Annotated in this window: 12 protein-coding genes; 10 read left to right on the top strand and 2 right to left on the bottom strand. The window is 34.1% G+C overall.

What is annotated here, in order from left to right; all coding sequences use genetic code 11:
* Positions 1–72: 72 nt before the first annotated feature.
* A complete protein-coding gene (locus DVJ99_RS05810) occupies positions 73–2,682 on the bottom strand; it encodes a YfhO family protein (protein ID WP_114603510.1) in 2,610 nt (869 codons plus the stop codon).
* Positions 2,683–2,922: 240 nt separating this feature from the next.
* On the opposite strand from DVJ99_RS05810, the gene DVJ99_RS05805 reads away from it, so the two are divergent.
* Together DVJ99_RS05805 and DVJ99_RS05800 are read left to right on the top strand one after the other, a co-directional pair.
* Positions 2,923–3,777, top strand: coding sequence for an ABC transporter substrate-binding protein (locus DVJ99_RS05805; RefSeq protein ID WP_114603509.1), 855 nt, complete (start codon positions 2,923–2,925; stop codon positions 3,775–3,777).
* A gap of 127 nt (positions 3,778–3,904) precedes the next feature.
* Positions 3,905–4,375, top strand: coding sequence for a GyrI-like domain-containing protein (locus DVJ99_RS05800; RefSeq protein WP_114603508.1), 471 nt, complete (start codon positions 3,905–3,907; stop codon positions 4,373–4,375).
* 96 nt (positions 4,376–4,471) lie between these two features.
* Here the strand turns inward: DVJ99_RS05800 and DVJ99_RS05795 are convergent, their stop codons facing one another.
* The gene (locus DVJ99_RS05795; protein WP_114603507.1) at positions 4,472–5,224 is read right to left on the bottom strand and encodes a DeoR/GlpR family DNA-binding transcription regulator; all 753 of its coding nucleotides are present in this window, start codon (positions 5,222–5,224) and stop codon (positions 4,472–4,474) included.
* A 169-nt stretch (positions 5,225–5,393) separates the two neighbouring features.
* Between DVJ99_RS05795 and DVJ99_RS05790 the strand changes: the two genes are divergently transcribed.
* From DVJ99_RS05790 to DVJ99_RS05755, 8 genes are all read left to right on the top strand, one after another.
* Positions 5,394–6,149 (top strand): ABC transporter ATP-binding protein, encoded by a 756-nt coding sequence (locus DVJ99_RS05790; RefSeq protein WP_114603506.1) that lies wholly within the window; start codon positions 5,394–5,396, stop codon positions 6,147–6,149.
* Positions 6,139–7,764 carry an ABC transporter permease subunit gene (locus DVJ99_RS05785; RefSeq protein ID WP_114603505.1) on the top strand — a complete coding sequence of 542 codons (1,626 nt, stop codon included), beginning with the start codon at positions 6,139–6,141 and terminating at the stop codon, positions 7,762–7,764. The genes DVJ99_RS05790 and DVJ99_RS05785 overlap by 11 nt, the downstream gene beginning before the upstream one ends.
* Positions 7,761–8,783, top strand: coding sequence for an extracellular solute-binding protein (locus tag DVJ99_RS05780; RefSeq protein WP_114603504.1), 1,023 nt, complete (start codon positions 7,761–7,763; stop codon positions 8,781–8,783). Before DVJ99_RS05785 ends, DVJ99_RS05780 begins: the two co-directional genes overlap by 4 nt.
* A 2-nt stretch (positions 8,784–8,785) precedes the next feature.
* Entirely contained in the window at positions 8,786–9,895 is a 1,110-nt protein-coding gene (gene phnW / locus DVJ99_RS05775; RefSeq protein WP_114603503.1) for a 2-aminoethylphosphonate--pyruvate transaminase, read from the top strand.
* Positions 9,888–10,673 (top strand): phosphonoacetaldehyde hydrolase, encoded by a 786-nt coding sequence (gene phnX / locus DVJ99_RS05770; RefSeq protein WP_205527049.1) that lies wholly within the window; start codon positions 9,888–9,890, stop codon positions 10,671–10,673. The genes phnW and phnX overlap by 8 nt, the downstream gene beginning before the upstream one ends.
* Positions 10,674–10,854: 181 nt before the next feature.
* Positions 10,855–11,622 (top strand): abortive infection family protein, encoded by a 768-nt coding sequence (locus DVJ99_RS05765; RefSeq protein ID WP_114603502.1) that lies wholly within the window; start codon positions 10,855–10,857, stop codon positions 11,620–11,622.
* A gap of 73 nt (positions 11,623–11,695) precedes the next feature.
* Positions 11,696–12,430, top strand: coding sequence for a DNA methyltransferase family protein (locus DVJ99_RS05760; RefSeq protein WP_114603501.1), 735 nt, complete (start codon positions 11,696–11,698; stop codon positions 12,428–12,430).
* On the top strand, positions 12,423–16,292 hold the full coding sequence (locus tag DVJ99_RS05755) for an Eco57I restriction-modification methylase domain-containing protein (protein WP_162912145.1): 3,870 nt from the start codon (positions 12,423–12,425) through the stop codon (positions 16,290–16,292). The genes DVJ99_RS05760 and DVJ99_RS05755 overlap by 8 nt, the downstream gene beginning before the upstream one ends.
* The last annotated feature ends 41 nt before the right edge of the window (positions 16,293–16,333 follow it).

Here is a 16,333-nt window from a genome sequence, read left to right as displayed (position 1 = left end):
TAAAAATAGTGTGTATATAAAAAGTACTGGTATGCAGAAGCAGTTCACTTGCATACCAGTACTGAAATGTTTTTATGATTTGAATTTGCGTTTTGATAGGAATCTGCACCAGAAAATACTTACTACCAAACCAACAATAGAAATTAAGATTAACGTTTTGAATAAAGGCGGTTGATATTTCAGATGTATATCAGTTTGACCTTTTTCTGTTTTAATTACAGTCATAATACCATTACCTTGTTTAACTTCATGCTGCTTACCGTCAATTACAGCGTATAAGCCTTTTCTATAAGCAGTAGGCAATACTAAATTTCCAGAAGCTGCTTTTGGTTTTTTGATATGCAAGCCATCGTTTGCTTTTGTAACCTTAACAGGTGTTAATGATTTTTTTGCATTTCTTAAAGTTGCATAATCTTCACCGTAAATACCTTTAATATTTAAACGGTATTTGCCTTTCGGCAATTGTAATTTTAACTCCGGTGATGCTTTTACTCTCATCGTCACTGGTGAGACAAATCTGCGGTATTTATAATCAAGTTCATTTCGTTTTTGTTTATACTCGTTTAATTTTACATAATGTTCTGTTGAAGGAGAGATGCGTTCAACATCCATTTCTACATACATATCTTGGTACTGATTTGCTAGGGCAGGCGGCAATGATAATGTGACACCGCCTTTATCTTTTTGCACTTGTATGTGGTTGTTATCCACTTGTTTGGCATCGCGCAAATCAGTTTGAGATTGAGATAATAAATTCTGATTCGGTTTAAAATCAGAATTACCTTTTTGATGCTCCCAAACCACACCAGTTAACATGGCTTGTTCTTTATCTAAAGGTGATTTCAATTGATCCATATTAAATGTTTTGTTGGTAATGTGTGCGGCAGGATAATCGATTTGATTATGCGAATGAATAAATGTCGCATCTTTATCTTTAATCTTGTCTTGCTGCTCAAAGCCGTACGGCATATTCTTATCAGATTCCATTTTGAAACGATCCGTCACATCCCAAAGTGCCATTAAATTTGCACGATTATTAAATAAACGGAAAGTACTGTTTTTATCGACAGGCATGTTGATTTGCATGGTTTTGTCATAGTACTTCAAGATTTCACCGTCAAAGATACTTGAATAGAGTGAAATGCCGTTATAGTCGTAAATGAAAGGCGAGTTCAGTCCGTAACCGCTCATATAGTCAATGCGCATTAAATCATCTTTATTTTGGGCTTGCAGCGCTTTGATTTTCTTGTTCAACGGCTTACTGAAATAATCATGTTTGGTAACTTGAGCAATATCAGTTTCATATTCAGAAAGTGTATTGTGTTTATATTCTTTTAACTGCCAATATTGTTGAAGCAAGATAAGCAGGACTAAGCTGATTTTGAGCCAGCGGTTTGTTTTGCCTTTAAAGAGTACTATTATAATAGCTAATACTATGATAATCAGTACTGTACTGATCCACCAGTCCCAATCTCCTTTTGCAAAGCGAGAAGAGAAATATAAAACACCGAAAGCTGGAATACAAGCAACGATTAGTGAAACAATCGACATTTCTGCAACATGTTGAATCATGAGTGCGACTAAAAGAGCTGCGGTCATAGTAAGAATATAGACCCATCTGCGCTGCGGAATTGAGAAGCCGTTAAAGAAACTGTCGAATGCGTTGGTAAACGAACCTAAAATAAAGATCCATGTAATAATCGCAAACAAACGGTAGTAGTAATGACGATACAATTTAAATTGCAGCAGCGCTATGATAACAAGTATTGAAAGTATAATATGGAACCCTGATAAAAAAGTCTGCTTTTGTGTGTTCAATAAATCAACGAAAAACGGAAATTCCAGCAATGGATTTTGTTTTCTGTCGTTGTGTAAAAACGAACTGACACCTGTATAAAAGCCATAACTTGAAATCATCAGACTTAAAATGAATGTTATCGCTGTAATGTATATTTTTTGTATCTTAGTTAAAATATCCTCTTTATATTGGAAGAGCGTTCTGTAAATGAGATAACCGCCGATAATAATCGCTTCATAGTAACTGAAGTAAAAGTTTGAAATCAATGTTAAGGCTAAGCCGACAATCAACCAGCCCGCACGTCGTTCTCTGAATAATTTTTCAACACCGAGCAAGCTGATTGGAAGATAAATGAGTACATCTCCGTAAAATGACCAAGTAAAATTGAAATACAGCATAACGTTAGATGCAGTATACAAGATCGTACCGATTAAAGCAGTATAACGTTGTAATTTAAAATAGCGCATCATATAGTACGTTGCGATAAATGTCAAAATAGCTTTGACTATCGCAAAGAATAGTTGGTTGCCAGGCCAAAATTCTATACTGCTTGGATTCATATGTAAGAGATGTTCACCTAGCCACACAAAGAAAAAGTTCAGATACGTGAGCGGTGAAGTGGAATAGTAATACGCTAAATCGGTAATATAGTCTCCGCCTAAACCGAATGAGATATCATAGAAACTGGCAAAGTGTGTCACATGCTGATAAAGATATTTTTGAAACGGCATCATTTGTCTGAAGCCGTCTCCAACACCGCTGAATACAATCTGATGCTTCATGTATGCACGAAGTGCCGGATAAAAGATTATCAACATCATCACTGCAGCTATGCCGGCGATTTTAAGAAAACGTATGAAATTTTGTTTTATGTTTGATCTCATTGTCTGTCTCTCCTGAATTAAAAATACATATATTGAACATTATTAATGTACTCTATATACCCTCTTTAATTTTAGCAGTAACTTGATGAGGAAAGGAAATGTTTTAGTATTTGACAATGTTCTGTAAATTAAGACATTAATGAATCACGCATAATCTCGAGCGTATAGGGAATAAAGGTATAGGAATAGTTAATATGGGTAAACAATAAACCGATACATTAATATGGAGGTAATAGTAATATGGTTGAAGTAAGAAATGAATCAGGCATTACACAAGTTGCAGCTAATGTTGATAGAGTGGCAGCATTAGAGTATTCATTTGTAGAAGATTTACTGGCATTAGGTATTAAGCCAGCTGCTATTGCTGATGACGGCAATGCAGAAAACTTATTTGACGCAGTCAGAGAACAAGTCGGCAGCTATGTTTCATTAGGGGATAGAAAGAATCCTGATATTGAAGCATTAAGAGAAGCTGAACCGCAACTGATTATTGCTGACGGTGAACGCCATCACAGAATTTATAGAGACCTTGAAAAAATTGCCCCTACAATTTTACTTGAAAGTTTTGATGGCAACTATGAACAAAACGTAGAATCATTCAAACTGATCGGTAAAGCAGTATCAAAAGAACAAGAAGCGAAAAAACGTGTCGCAATTCATGAACAAAAAATCAAACAAATCGAAGATGAAATCACTGTCGACAAGCATTTAGGCACACTTGCTGCAGTGGTAACAGACAATTATATCGTAGGTCATGATGCGAACAGTTATGTCGGTCAATTCTTAAAACGTCTAGGCTTCAAAATGGCAATCACACAAGCAGATTCAAAAACGTATCCTGAATATAAAGATGGACCGTATCTGAAATTAACAGATGAACAATTAAAAACATTAAATCCTGAACGTTTAATTCTGATGGTAGACGATGAAAACTCAGAAGCGCTTGAAAAATTACGCCAATCTGAAGTTTATAATACTATCAATGCGAAGAAAAATAACCGCATTCATTTCGTCAGCCGTGAACTTTGGGCAAAATCTCGCGGTGTTATTGCTTCTGAATATATCGCAGAGGACTTAACTAAGTTTGAAGAATAGTTAGATACACTACTAATAACATCAAACAGCCAAGGTGCTGTTTGGTGTTATTTTTTTATAAATTTTATGATTTACGTCAAAATAGGGTAATGAATGTTAATAATGAAAAATCATGGGAGTGAATAGTATGGAATATGAAGTTCAAACACTTGAAGAGATGAATGTCATCGGTTATTTAAGTAAATTTGCGACAATGCAAGATGCACAACAAGGTTTGCCGAAAGCATGGCAGGCATTTAATGAAAATGGACAAGACAAAACACTGGCAGCACTCAGTAATCATAAATTGGATGGATTTTTAGGCGTGATTGTTCCGACAGAAAGCGGAATGAATTATTTGATTGCTGTGACATCAGATAAAAAATCAGAAGCAGGACTGCACCCCTATACACTGCCTGCAGGGAAATATGTGGTTGCAGATGCAAAAGGGCCGGTTCCTGAGGCGATACAGCGTGTATGTGAAAAGGTATATAATCCTCACTACTTAAGTGAATTAGGTTTCAAGATGAGACAAGCACCAGGTATTGAATTTTATCCGCATGGCAATCCTATGGCAGATGACTATGCAGCAAAAGTATATGTACCTGTAGAAGAATAGAAGGTATTTAAATAAACAGGATGTATTTGCGAAAGAGGCAACTAGGCTTTTTTGCAAATACATCCTGTTTTTATTTGTTATGTTTCATTTCTTTAGTTACAACACTTTAAGTCCTGCTGTTTCTAATGCTTGTTTATCCTTATGATCAATTGCATCGTCAGTGATGAACCAATTAAAATCTTTTGCATCGCTGATTTTAGCAGTAACGACTTTATTGATTTTACTGCTGTCTGCTGTTAGGTAACATTGCTGCGAAATATTCATCAGACGGATTCTGGTTTCGACTTCTTCTAAGCTGTAATCAGTAATACCGTTTTGTGCAGATACACCGCTGCAGCAAAAGAATCCTTTATTAATATTCAATCGTTCAAAATTGAATAGGAAGTCGAATTGCGTCAGCGATTGTTCAGACGCTCTGATTTTGCCTCCGATAGAAATTAAGCTATGCCCATACTCCATACATTGTATTAAAACAGGAATAGAATTTGTCACTATAGTAAGGTTGTTTTTGCTGTCTAATCCTTTAGCAATCTGTAAAGTGGTCGATCCGCTGTCTAAATAAATACAATCTCCGTCTTGAATCTCTTTCAACGCTTTTTGTGCAATGCTTTTCTTCTTGTCTAACTGGCGATCTAATCTGCGTTCAATCGCAGATTCTCCATTTTGTTCTTTATTGATTCTGATTCCGCCGTATTCTTTAAGCACTAAATCGTCTTTGACTAACTGTTGCACATCTCTGCGTAAAGTTTCCATAGAAATATTAAGTTCCTTATGTAAGGTCTTCAATTCCAGGAAGTTGTTTTTTTCTAGTTTTTGTATAATTTCAGCTCTTCTTTCAGTTGGAAGCATCTTCGTTTCACCTCATTATCTTATTAGTAACATCATACCCCCGAAATGATTAGAAATAAACAAAGTTGGTAATAATATAGTCATAACTTAATCAAGACTTACACATTTTTAACACTGACTTAATAATCATTTCTTATACTTTGAGTATACCAAAGCGGAGGTGCTTATTATGCTCAGTTTAAAAAATGTAACAAAGCAATACGACAACAATGAAGTATTAAAGGACATTAACTTGGATATCGAAAATGGAGAAATCGTAGCGCTATTAGGACCAAGCGGTTGCGGCAAAACGACTTTATTGAATATGATTTTAGGATTAACAGAAGTAACAAGCGGTGAAATTCATTTTAATCATTCGCCGATTCATCATGTACCAAAGCAAAAAAGAGGTTTCAATATTGTCTTTCAAGACTATTGTTTATTCCCGCATTTAAATGCACGCGACAATATTATGTATGGTTTGAACAATTTAAAGAAAGACCCGAATACGAAAGAAGTTTCGGATTTAATCGAATTACTAGAATTGCGTCCGCATTTATACAAAAAGATTCACGAATTATCAGGCGGACAAAAGCAAAGAGTTTCGATTGCACGCACAATTGTTATGGAACCGAAAGTACTATTAATGGATGAACCTTTAAGTGCGCTGGACGGCATGATTAAAGAACGTATTAAAGACATGATTATCAAAGTAGCAAAATCATTAAATCTAACAACGATTATTGTGACACATGATCCTGAAGAAGCGTTGACAATGGCAGATAAAATTGTAGTGATTCAAGAAGGAACAATCGCGCAATTCGGTACACCTGAAGATATTATTCACCGTCCGAATTCAAAGTTTGTAAGACAATTTATTTTGAACCAATTGGAAATCAAGCGTCATCATATTTATCAATTGTTTGGTGAACAACATGGTGCATAAGTTATGGAGTCAGCGCATTATACAAATTTTATTATTAGCATTCTTTATTATCTTTTTAATCTTGCCGATACTGTTGCTGCTGGGGCGTTCAGTAGTAGACAACGGGCAGTTAAGCGGTGTGTATTTTAAAGAAGTATTAACGAATCCTGAAGTGACGAAAGCATTGTTTCGAAGTTTGAAATTGTCTTTCATCGCCGCATTTATTACAGCGGTTTTAGCGTTTTTGACTGCGTATGCGCTTCAAGTCACAGCACTGCCGCGTATGCTTAAGCAATATACGCACGGCATGGTGATGCTGCCGATGTTAGTACCGACGATCACTTACGGTTTCTTGTTGATGTATTTATTCGGTAATGAAGGTATTATTGCTCGATTTTTAGGCGAACCATTATTTACTGTCTATGGTGAAAAGGGGATGCTCATCGGATACATTATTTATACGTTGCCGGCAGCTTTTATTATCATTAATAATGCATTTAATTATATCGATCATCGTTTTTTCTATGTTTCTCAACTCATGCATGATAATGGGCTGCGTAGATTTTATCATACATTGTTAAGACCGTTAGTCATTCCTATCGGCAATGCCTTTATCTTGTCATTTATTTTAAGTTTCACAGATTTTGGTATACCTGCTTCAATCGGAGCGGACGATACAGTAATTTCTATCTTGCTCTATCAGACTATCTTAGGTTCGATTCCTAAATTTGCACAAGGTGCAGTCATTGCGATGATTATGCTGCTTCCTGCATTGCTCGGATTTATATTTTTGACTGTAATTGAAAGATGGAATGTCGAACATCGCTTTGCACAACAATACAGTCCGAACAAAAAACCTATACATGACAGTATTATCGGAACACTGACTTTTATTTTAAGTACGATTATTTTAGTGATATTTATGGTGATGTTTGTTGTACCTTTCACGACTAATTATCCCTACAATATGCAATTTACATTAAAACATATTATTAATTTGCTGAAAGATGAAGTCTTAGTTCATGTGTATATGCAATCGGTCTTTGTAGCAGTTTGTACAGCTGTATTTGGAACGATTATCGCTTTCTTCAGTGCGATTATCAGCACACGTACACAATTAGCCGGACGAAAAGGGCTTAATGTGATCGCTATGCTGACGAATACAGTGCCAGGTATGATTTTAGGCTTAGCATATTTGCTCTTTTTCCAAAACAGTACGTTAAAAGGTACTTTCTTAATTGTGATTCTCAGTATCGTGGTGCATTATTTTACAACGCCTTATCTAATGGCTAAAGGTGCCATGGAAAAGCTGGATAAGTCATGGGATGTGACAAGTATGTTATTGAAAGACAGCTGGTTTGAAACGGTCTTTAAAGTGATTTTACCGAATATGAAGACTACTATTGTTGAAATGATTAATTACTATTTTATTAATGCAATGGTAACCATCAGCGGAGTTATCTTCTTAGTTTCAACATCAACTCAAATTGTTTCAACACAAATCAACCAGCTGCAGCACTTTAACAGGTTCACAGATATCTTCATTCTATCTATTTTGATCTTACTGACGAATATTATAGTACGCGTAATCAGTCACCTTTGGTTGCGTTATGACAAAGGGAGGGAATTGCGTTGAAAATTAAAATTGTGTTAGTCAGTTTGCTGTGTTTGGTGCTGCTGTATTTCTCATATGTAGGTTTAGGCTCTTCTTCAGATAAAGTGATTATTCAAACTAATGCCGATGAAGAAGCGATTGCTGCGATGGAGAAAGCATTAGATACGCATGGCTATAAAGGTGAATATATTATTCAGCCGCAGTCGACATCTGAATTAGGCGGGAAAATTATGGCAGAAGGCAAAAATATCGAAGCGGATATCATTACACAAGCAAGCTACTATTTAGAAAGTGCACAAAAAGAACATGATATGTTTGCGGCAATGCCATCTTCTATTCAGCAGCAAGAAATCAAACAGTATCCCGGTTATATGACTCCTATCCTAGGCAATATGGGTTCATTGTTTGTAAATACGAAAGCACTTAAAGAAAAAGGATTACCGATGCCGCATACGATTAAAGATTTAACGAAGCCGGAATATAAAAATGAAATTTCCTTCCCGAATATTATGGATTCTTCAACAGGCTGGCTCTTGTTGCAAGGTGTACTTGATCAATATGGCGAAAAAGAAGGCAAACACATTATTGAACAGCTGATTATCAATGCCGGGCCGCATTTAGAAAGCTCAGGTTCAGGGCCGTTGAAAAAAGTACAATCCGGAGAAGCAACAGTAGGTGCAGGATTAAGAAACCAAGCTATTGATGCCGAGAAAGAAGGAGAACCGATTAAGTATATTGATCCGACGGAAGGCAACTTTGCTTTGACAGAAGCAGCAGCAGTTGTGAAAAAAGGCGGAGAACGTCAGCAAAAAGCACAAAAAATGGTAGCAGTAATTCAAAAGTATGGACGAAAAGATTTATTGAAAGAATATCCAGTACCGCTTTATAAAGGTGAAAAAGTAGATGAAGCGATGAAGCCGAGTCATCCAAAAGCATGGCCGACACCTTTAACTGTGAAGTTATTAGATCAGCATCAAACCATCTTTAATGAAGCTAAAAAAGAAGCGGATATTAAAAAAGAACAAAAAGGGGGCAAATAATCATGGCACATGATTATAAATTATTAACACCAGGACCATTGACAACAACAAAGAAAGTTAAGGAACAAATGTTAGAGGATAGATGTACATGGGATAACGATTATAAGTCAGTTACACAAGATATTCGCAAACGCTTATTAGATTTAGCAGGTGTAGATGCGGATGAATATACGACAGTTTTACAACAAGGCAGCGGAAGTTTTGTCGTTGAAAGTGTTTTACAGACAGCATTAAGCCAAGAGGATCATATCCTTATCCTAAGCAACGGTGCATACGGCAATCGTATGATTGAAATGGCAGAACGTATCGGCAAGCGTGTGACAGCATTAAGATTTGAATATGACAAAGTTCCTGATTTCGAAGATGTGAAAGCACTGGTACAAGAAGATAAGACAATTACGCATATTGCGATGGTACACTGTGAAACGACAACTGGAATGCTTAATCCTATTGAACCTTTAACACAAATTGCACAATCATTTGATCTGAAAATTATTATAGATGCAATGAGCAGTTTCGGCGGTTTTCCTATTGATGTCGCAGCATTAGATATCGACTATATTATCAGCAGTGCGAATAAATGTATCCAAGGTGTTCCAGGATTTGGTTTTGTTATCGCAAAACAGGATACATTAAAAACAACGAAAGGGAATGCGCATAGTTTAGTGTTGGATTTATATGACCAATGGCAAGTAATGGAAAAAGATGAAGGCAAATGGCGCTATACATCACCGACACATGTAGTTGCGGCATTCTTAGAAGCATTAGTTGAACTGGAAGAAGAAGGCGGTATAGAAGCAAGACATCAACGCTACCAAGAAAATAATGACTATTTAAGAAAGCATTTAGCCGATATCGGCTTCACACCGTATATCAAACAAGCATATCAATCGCCGATTATCACAACATTTTTATATCCTTATCCAGAGTTTGATTTTGAAGACTTTTATAATCAAATGAAAGCGGAAGGATTTGTATTGTATCCAGGAAAATTAATGGATATTCCTTCATTCAGAATCGGCAACATTGGAGATTTAGAGGTTGAAGACTTAAGTGAATTAATTCGTAATATCCGTCAATATATTTTAGAGGAGGAAGTGCAGCATGATTAATAAAATAGAAGGTGTCATTTTCGATTGGGCAGGTACAATGATTGATTTCGGCTGTTTTGCGCCGGTACACGTTTTCGTTAATATCTTTAAAGATGCAGGGATAGATGTAACGATTGAAGAAGCAAGAGAACCTATGGGAATGCTGAAACGCGATCATATTCAAGCAATGTTAGAAATGCCGCGTATTAAAGGATTATGGGAAGAAAAATACGGCAAAGCACCAGAAGAACAAGACATTGATCAACTTTATAATCAATTTGAAACACAGTTAATGCAGACACTTGAAGATTTCACTACACCGATACAAGGCGCTGTGGATACAGCACATTGGTTAAAAGCAAAAGGTATCAAAGTCGGTTCTACTACAGGTTATACCTCTGAAATGATGGAGGTAGTAAAACCTAATGCAGCACAGCAAGGCTATGAGCCAGACTTTGTAGCAACTGCAGACTTAGTCGGCAATCATGGCAGACCGTATCCGTATATGATATTTAAAAATATGGAAGTACTTGAACTGCAAAATGTCCAACATGTCGTTAAAGTCGGCGATACAGTTTCTGACATACAAGAAGGGGTTAACGCAGGCGTAATCACAGTAGGTGTCATCAAAGGCAGTTCACTTTCAGGTTATAACGAATCAGACTGGCAACAACTATCAGTAGATGAACGTACTGAAATCGGTAAAGCGGTCAAAGCAAAATTCGAAGCCAATGGCACAGATCATGTTATCTACAGTATTGAAGAATTACCAGGATTAATCGAATCATTAAATGCATAGAAATAGTTGGGCTCAAACGAAATATATTCGTTTGAGTTCCTTTTTTGAATGATTAAACTTTGGTGCTGTCATAAACTACGCCAATACAACTTGAAGATATTGATAAGGAAGAATCTTTAAATTAAAATAAAGGGTATGTAAAAGAATTTTTTGAAGATTCAATAATAAGGTGGGAAATTTTATGGAAATATCTCCAGCATATAAAATGGATTTACTTTTTCAAATAGAAAATGAGCTATGGGGTCGATATAAAAGTTATAAAAAAGTAGAACAATACATTAGTTTTTTCCAAGATGAATTTCATGATTTTAATTACTCCGATTTTTCCATAGATTATACTACTAATAATAATATTAATTTAGCCCAAACTCTTGGGAATATTGCAAAAAAAACTCCAGAAAAGTTAGTTAAGATCGCGATTGATTTAGGAATTGAAACGCCTGATTTTATACCGTCTATACCGACGTTTAGAAATAAATTGAAAGACGATTACAAAAATGCAGCTATAAGTTTTGAAAAAGCATTTCAAAATATTGAAGTAGATCCTGCAGAAGCAATAGGCAATGCTAATTCAGTACTTGAAAGTATAATAAAAGAGATACTACTAGATAAAAGGTTTTCCAATATCAATCCATCTCGTATGACTATGAATAAACTCATAAAAGAAATAATAAAAGTCTTTGAGTTACATATAGAAGATCATGAAGTGCCTACTGAATTAAAAGCAATAGGAAGTGCTTTAACTACAGTTGCAAAATCTATTGAAGATATAAGGAGTGATAAAACATTGAGTCATGGTCAAGCATCGAATAAATATTTAATCAATAAACCAATATATGCTTACTTTGTTGTTAATGCTTGTGCAACTGTTGGATTGTTTTTAATCAACTTTTATGAAAACAAATTCCCAAAAGACAACTTTGATAATTTTGATGATTTACCTTTCTAAAAATATTAGTATTAACTATATATTAAATATTACAATTATTGGGGTATGACATTATGAAAAAGGCGCTGATAAAATGCTAGAAAAGTTAATAAAATCAAAACAGAGAGTTCAAAAACATGGTGAAGTTTTTACGCCTAATTGGATGGTTGAAAAAATGTTGAATGTTCCCGGAATTAAAGAGGCGTGTGAAAGTTTACATAAAACATTCTTAGAACCAGCCGCAGGTGAAGGCAATTTTTTAATGGCAATACTAAGACGGAAACTAATAATGGTTAAAGAAAAGTATAATCTTACTTTAAAACAATATGAAAATTACTCTTTATATGCATTGTCCACCATATATGGTATCGAATTATTAGAAGATAATGCTCAAGTGTGTGTTATGAATATGTTTGAGGTATTTAAAGAAGCTTATATAGTTGTAGTTAATGAGCATAAAGGACATGTTAATTTCGATGTTTTGAATAGTGCAAAGGTAATTATTTCTGCAAATATTGCACAAGGTAATTTTATAACTAAAGAAACACCTGAGAAAAAGCCAATTATTTTTTCAGAATGGGAAATTAAAAACAAATTAAATAAAAATTCACAAACAATAAAAGTGTTAAGGACTGAACACACATTAGCAGAAATATTTGAAGGGCAAACCAAAACAAACGGTCGTGTTAAATCTCTAACTGAACGAAACCATCAACTAAATATTTTTGAACTTTTAGAAGATGAGAGTATTGAGGTTAAGCAAGTTAAGGAATCTTATTCGATTGTTCCTATAACTAATGTATTTAAAGAGGAGACATATTATGATTGAATCAAAAGGATTATATCAAGCATTTGAACGTAAAATTATATATGCATTCAGTATAGACAATAAAGATGGTAAATTAGATTATTATGATGGATACGAAAAAGTAGGAGAGGCATCTGTACCAAATTTCAAAATGGATTATAGAGATGAGAGTCCTGATTTATTAAAAGCTGCTGAAAAACGTATTAAACAATATGCGGGAACATCAGGCTTACCATTTAAAGTGGACATATCAAGACTAGCTATTACTAAAGACAATAAATTTTTCAGAGATTATGATGTACATGAAGTTTTAAGAAGATCTGGAATAAAAAAAGCTGAATTTGGTAATGGTAATGAATGGTTTAAAACAGATGTTGACACAGTGATCAAAGCAATTGAAGCGGTTGAAAACGGAAAAAGTAGTATTAATTATGAAAAAAATAATAAAAAACATGATGATACATTTAAAATCAAATTTAGACCTGAGCAAAAAGAAGCCATTAAACAAACCAAAAATGTATTGAGGTCAAAATCCAAAATGCTTTGGAATGCAAAAATGCGTTTTGGAAAAACATTATCGGCTCTTCAAGTGGTTAAAGAATGTAATTATCAAAAAACTTTAATTTTGACGCATAGACCTGTTGTATCAGATGGTTGGTTTGAGGACTTTGGTAAAATATTCGGAAGTAAAGATAAGTTTCTTTTTGGATCAAAGAAAAGAGGAGAAAAATTAGATTACTTGATAAAGCAAGATAATCCTTTTGTATATTTTGCTAGTATACAGGATCTCCGGGGCCAAATTAATTTTGGTGGAAAGTATCAAACTGAAAACAATGCTGTTTCAGAGGTGGAATGGGACTTTGTAATTATAGATGAAGCTCATGAGGGAACAAGGACAGAAATAACGAGTAATATTTATAATAAAATAGTGGATCATGCGAAAGTACTGGAGCTATCTGGTACGCCATTTAATATCTTGGATGAATATGAAGAAAGCCAAGTGTTTACTTGGGACTATGTTATGGAGCAAGAAGCTAAACATAAATATGAACTGAAAAAATGCAATGAACCTAATCCATACGAAACTTTACCGCGAATGAATATGTTTACATTCTCACTTAGTGAAAGATTTAAAAACAAGCAGTTTATCAACATTGAGGATAAAGCCTTTAATTTTTCTGAATTTTTTAAGGTGGATGCAGAAAGAAATAAATTTGTATATGAGAAAGAAGTAAAATTGTTTTTAGATGAAATAACAAAGCCAAATTCTAAAAATAATTATCCATTTTCAAAGAAAGAGTTTAGAGATAACCTAAGACATACACTTTGGCTTCTACCAAATAGGCTGAGCTGTAAAGTTATGAAGGAAATGTTAGAATCCCATCCAGTATTTGGCCATGAATTTAGTATTATTAATATTGTTGAAAATGATGATGAGCTAGTTAAAGAGGGGGATTTGACTAAGGTTCGAAATGCAATAACAAATAAACCTTCTGAAACAAAAACAATTACGTTAACAGTAAGAAAGTTAACAACCGGGGTTAGTATTAAAGAATGGACTGGTGTAATGTTTTTAAACAATACCAATTCACCGTCTTCATACTTACAGGCTGCATTTCGTGCACAAACTCCTTTTTTTGATGAAAAATTAGGAATGAAAAAGAATGCTTTTATTTTTGATTTTGCACCAGATCGAGCTCTTACAATAATGTCAAATGCTGCTAAATTTAATACTGGTGTTGGAAAGAAAACGAGTAATTTACAAAAAGAACATATGAAGAAATTTTTAAACTTTTTACCAATATTAGGTTCGGATGGTAATGGCATGGAAGAGTATGATGTAAATAAATTACTCACAAAATTAAAAAAAGTATATGCAGAAAAAGCAGTGCGCACAGGATTTGAGGATGACTCGCTATATAATGATGAATTGTTAACTTTAAATGACGCTGATTTAGAAGATTTTAAATATTTAAAAGGAATTATAGGCAAATCAACGCCGACAAAAAAATTACCTGATAAAGTAGATGTTAATAATCAGGGACTTTCAGATGAAGAATATGGAAAAGCTGAAAAAGGTAAGGCAAAGAAAAAGTCGGACAGAACACTTGAGGAAGAAAGAGCTCTAGAAAAGTTGAAAGAAGCTAAAAAACAAAGACGAACAATGATTTCAATCCTAAGAGGTATATCTATTAGAATTCCTATGATGATTTATGGAATGGATATAGACATTGATGAAAAAGTAGATATGAATAAATTTATAAATAAAGTAGACCATATTTCTTGGGAAGAATTTATGCCAAAAGGAGTTACAAAAGCTGTATTTAAAAAGTATATTAAATATTACGACCCAGAAGTTTTTATTGAAGCAGGTCGAATTATTCGAAGAAAAGCAAAATCATTTGATGAACTTGAATATACTGAAAGAACAGAAAAAATAGCACTACTATTCTCAAGCTTTAAAAATCCTGATAAGGAAACAGTGTTAACTCCATGGAGGGTAGTAAATTTACAGTTAGGTAAAACTATAGGTGGATTAAATTATTTTGATAACAATTATGAATTAAGCACTTCTGATAGTAATATAGTTAACCCACACTGGATTGATACAAATTATACAAGTAAAATCATTAATGATAACAGTCGAATATTAGAGATAAATTCTAAGACAGGTTTATATCCGCTTTATGCAGCAACCTCTCTTTATTATAAAAAATGGGAAAAGTTAAATGATATGCAAGCGGGAAGGTTTAATAAATTTGATGAAGAGAAATTAATTAGAGAAGTATTAGATAAAAATATTTATGTAATAGCTAAAACCCCTATGGCAAAAACTATTACAGAACGGACTCTTAAAGGGTTTAAGGAATGGCAAACAAATGTTGTTTATTTAGAAAATATTTCTGACAAGTTAAACAAAGATATTATTAAAGTGAAAAATGAAATACAAAGGAAGTTAAATGTTATGAACTTTGATGTTGTAATAGGTAATCCGCCATATCAAGAAAGTGCTATTGGAAAGAATGAGACGTATTCACCGCCGATTTACCACAAATTTTTAGATTTATCTTATGAATTATCAGATTTGGTATGTATGATTACTCCTGCGAGATTTTTATTTAACGCAGGTAGTACTCCAAAATCATGGAATAAGAAAATGCTCGGTGACCCACACTTGAAATCTATTTATTATGAAGAGGACTCAAAACAAGTATTTCCAAAAACTGTCATTAAAGGTGGGTTAGTTGTGACGTTAAGAGATGCAAATTGCAAATTAGGTCCGATAAATCTTTTTATTAAATTTGAAGAACTAAATCCAATATTGAGTAAAGTTACAAGCAAGGCACAAAGATACATGAATGAAATTATTAGTGGAAGAGGGGCTTATAGATTGTCAAAAAAAGCTCATGAAGACTTTCCGCAAATTGAAAAAATTCAATCAGCAGGCCATAAAAATGACATAGGATCAGGAGCGTTTGAAAAATTAAAAAACATTATATTTTTTGAAAACAGAGAAGAAGTAAAGGGTGACCCTATTTTGGTTTTTGGTTTAGAAAATAAAAAAAGAGTTTATCTGTGGGTGGATTCTAAGTATGTTATTGGTCCTTCATCATTAGAAGATTATAAATTGTTTATGCCACAGTCTAGTAAAGAAGGATATTTTGGTGAACAATTAGCCCAAATAATATTGAGTGAGCCTGACATTGCTGCAACGGATACTTTTGTTTCAATAGGTGGTTTTAAAAATAAAAATGAAGCATTAGCAGCAGAGAAATATATTAAAAGTAAATTCGCGAGAACATTACTAGGAATATTAAAAACAACACAAGCTAATTGTAGTGAACCCCAAAAGTTGAACTTTTTGATTAAACTATTTTCCTAAGGCAAGATTTCTGTACTCAACAGGAGTCTTGCCTTTTAAAT

Origin of the sequence: Staphylococcus sp. EZ-P03 (assembly GCF_003344575.1) — a bacterium.
GTDB classification, from domain to species: domain Bacteria; phylum Bacillota; class Bacilli; order Staphylococcales; family Staphylococcaceae; genus Staphylococcus; species Staphylococcus simulans_B.
Note: the sequence above shows the minus strand (reverse complement) of the source record. Positions and strands in the feature narration are given on the sequence as shown.

Bases quoted from the DNA above. Each gene is read 5' to 3' on its own strand.
- DVJ99_RS05810 (WP_114603510.1), bottom strand. From the start codon at position 2,682: ATGAGATCAAACATAAAACAAAATTTCATACGTTTTCTTAAAATCGCC.
- DVJ99_RS05790 (WP_114603506.1), top strand. From the start codon at position 5,394: ATGCTCAGTTTAAAAAATGTAACAAAGCAATACGACAACAATGAAGTA.
- DVJ99_RS05795 (WP_114603507.1), bottom strand. From the start codon at position 5,224: ATGCTTCCAACTGAAAGAAGAGCTGAAATTATACAAAAACTAGAAAAA.
- DVJ99_RS05805 (WP_114603509.1), top strand. From the start codon at position 2,923: ATGGTTGAAGTAAGAAATGAATCAGGCATTACACAAGTTGCAGCTAAT.
- DVJ99_RS05765 (WP_114603502.1), top strand. From the start codon at position 10,855: ATGGAAATATCTCCAGCATATAAAATGGATTTACTTTTTCAAATAGAA.
- DVJ99_RS05785 (WP_114603505.1), top strand. From the start codon at position 6,139: ATGGTGCATAAGTTATGGAGTCAGCGCATTATACAAATTTTATTATTA.
- phnX (WP_205527049.1), top strand. From the start codon at position 9,888: ATGATTAATAAAATAGAAGGTGTCATTTTCGATTGGGCAGGTACAATG.
- DVJ99_RS05760 (WP_114603501.1), top strand. From the start codon at position 11,696: ATGCTAGAAAAGTTAATAAAATCAAAACAGAGAGTTCAAAAACATGGT.
- DVJ99_RS05800 (WP_114603508.1), top strand. From the start codon at position 3,905: ATGGAATATGAAGTTCAAACACTTGAAGAGATGAATGTCATCGGTTAT.
- DVJ99_RS05755 (WP_162912145.1), top strand. From the start codon at position 12,423: ATGATTGAATCAAAAGGATTATATCAAGCATTTGAACGTAAAATTATA.
- phnW (WP_114603503.1), top strand. From the start codon at position 8,786: ATGGCACATGATTATAAATTATTAACACCAGGACCATTGACAACAACA.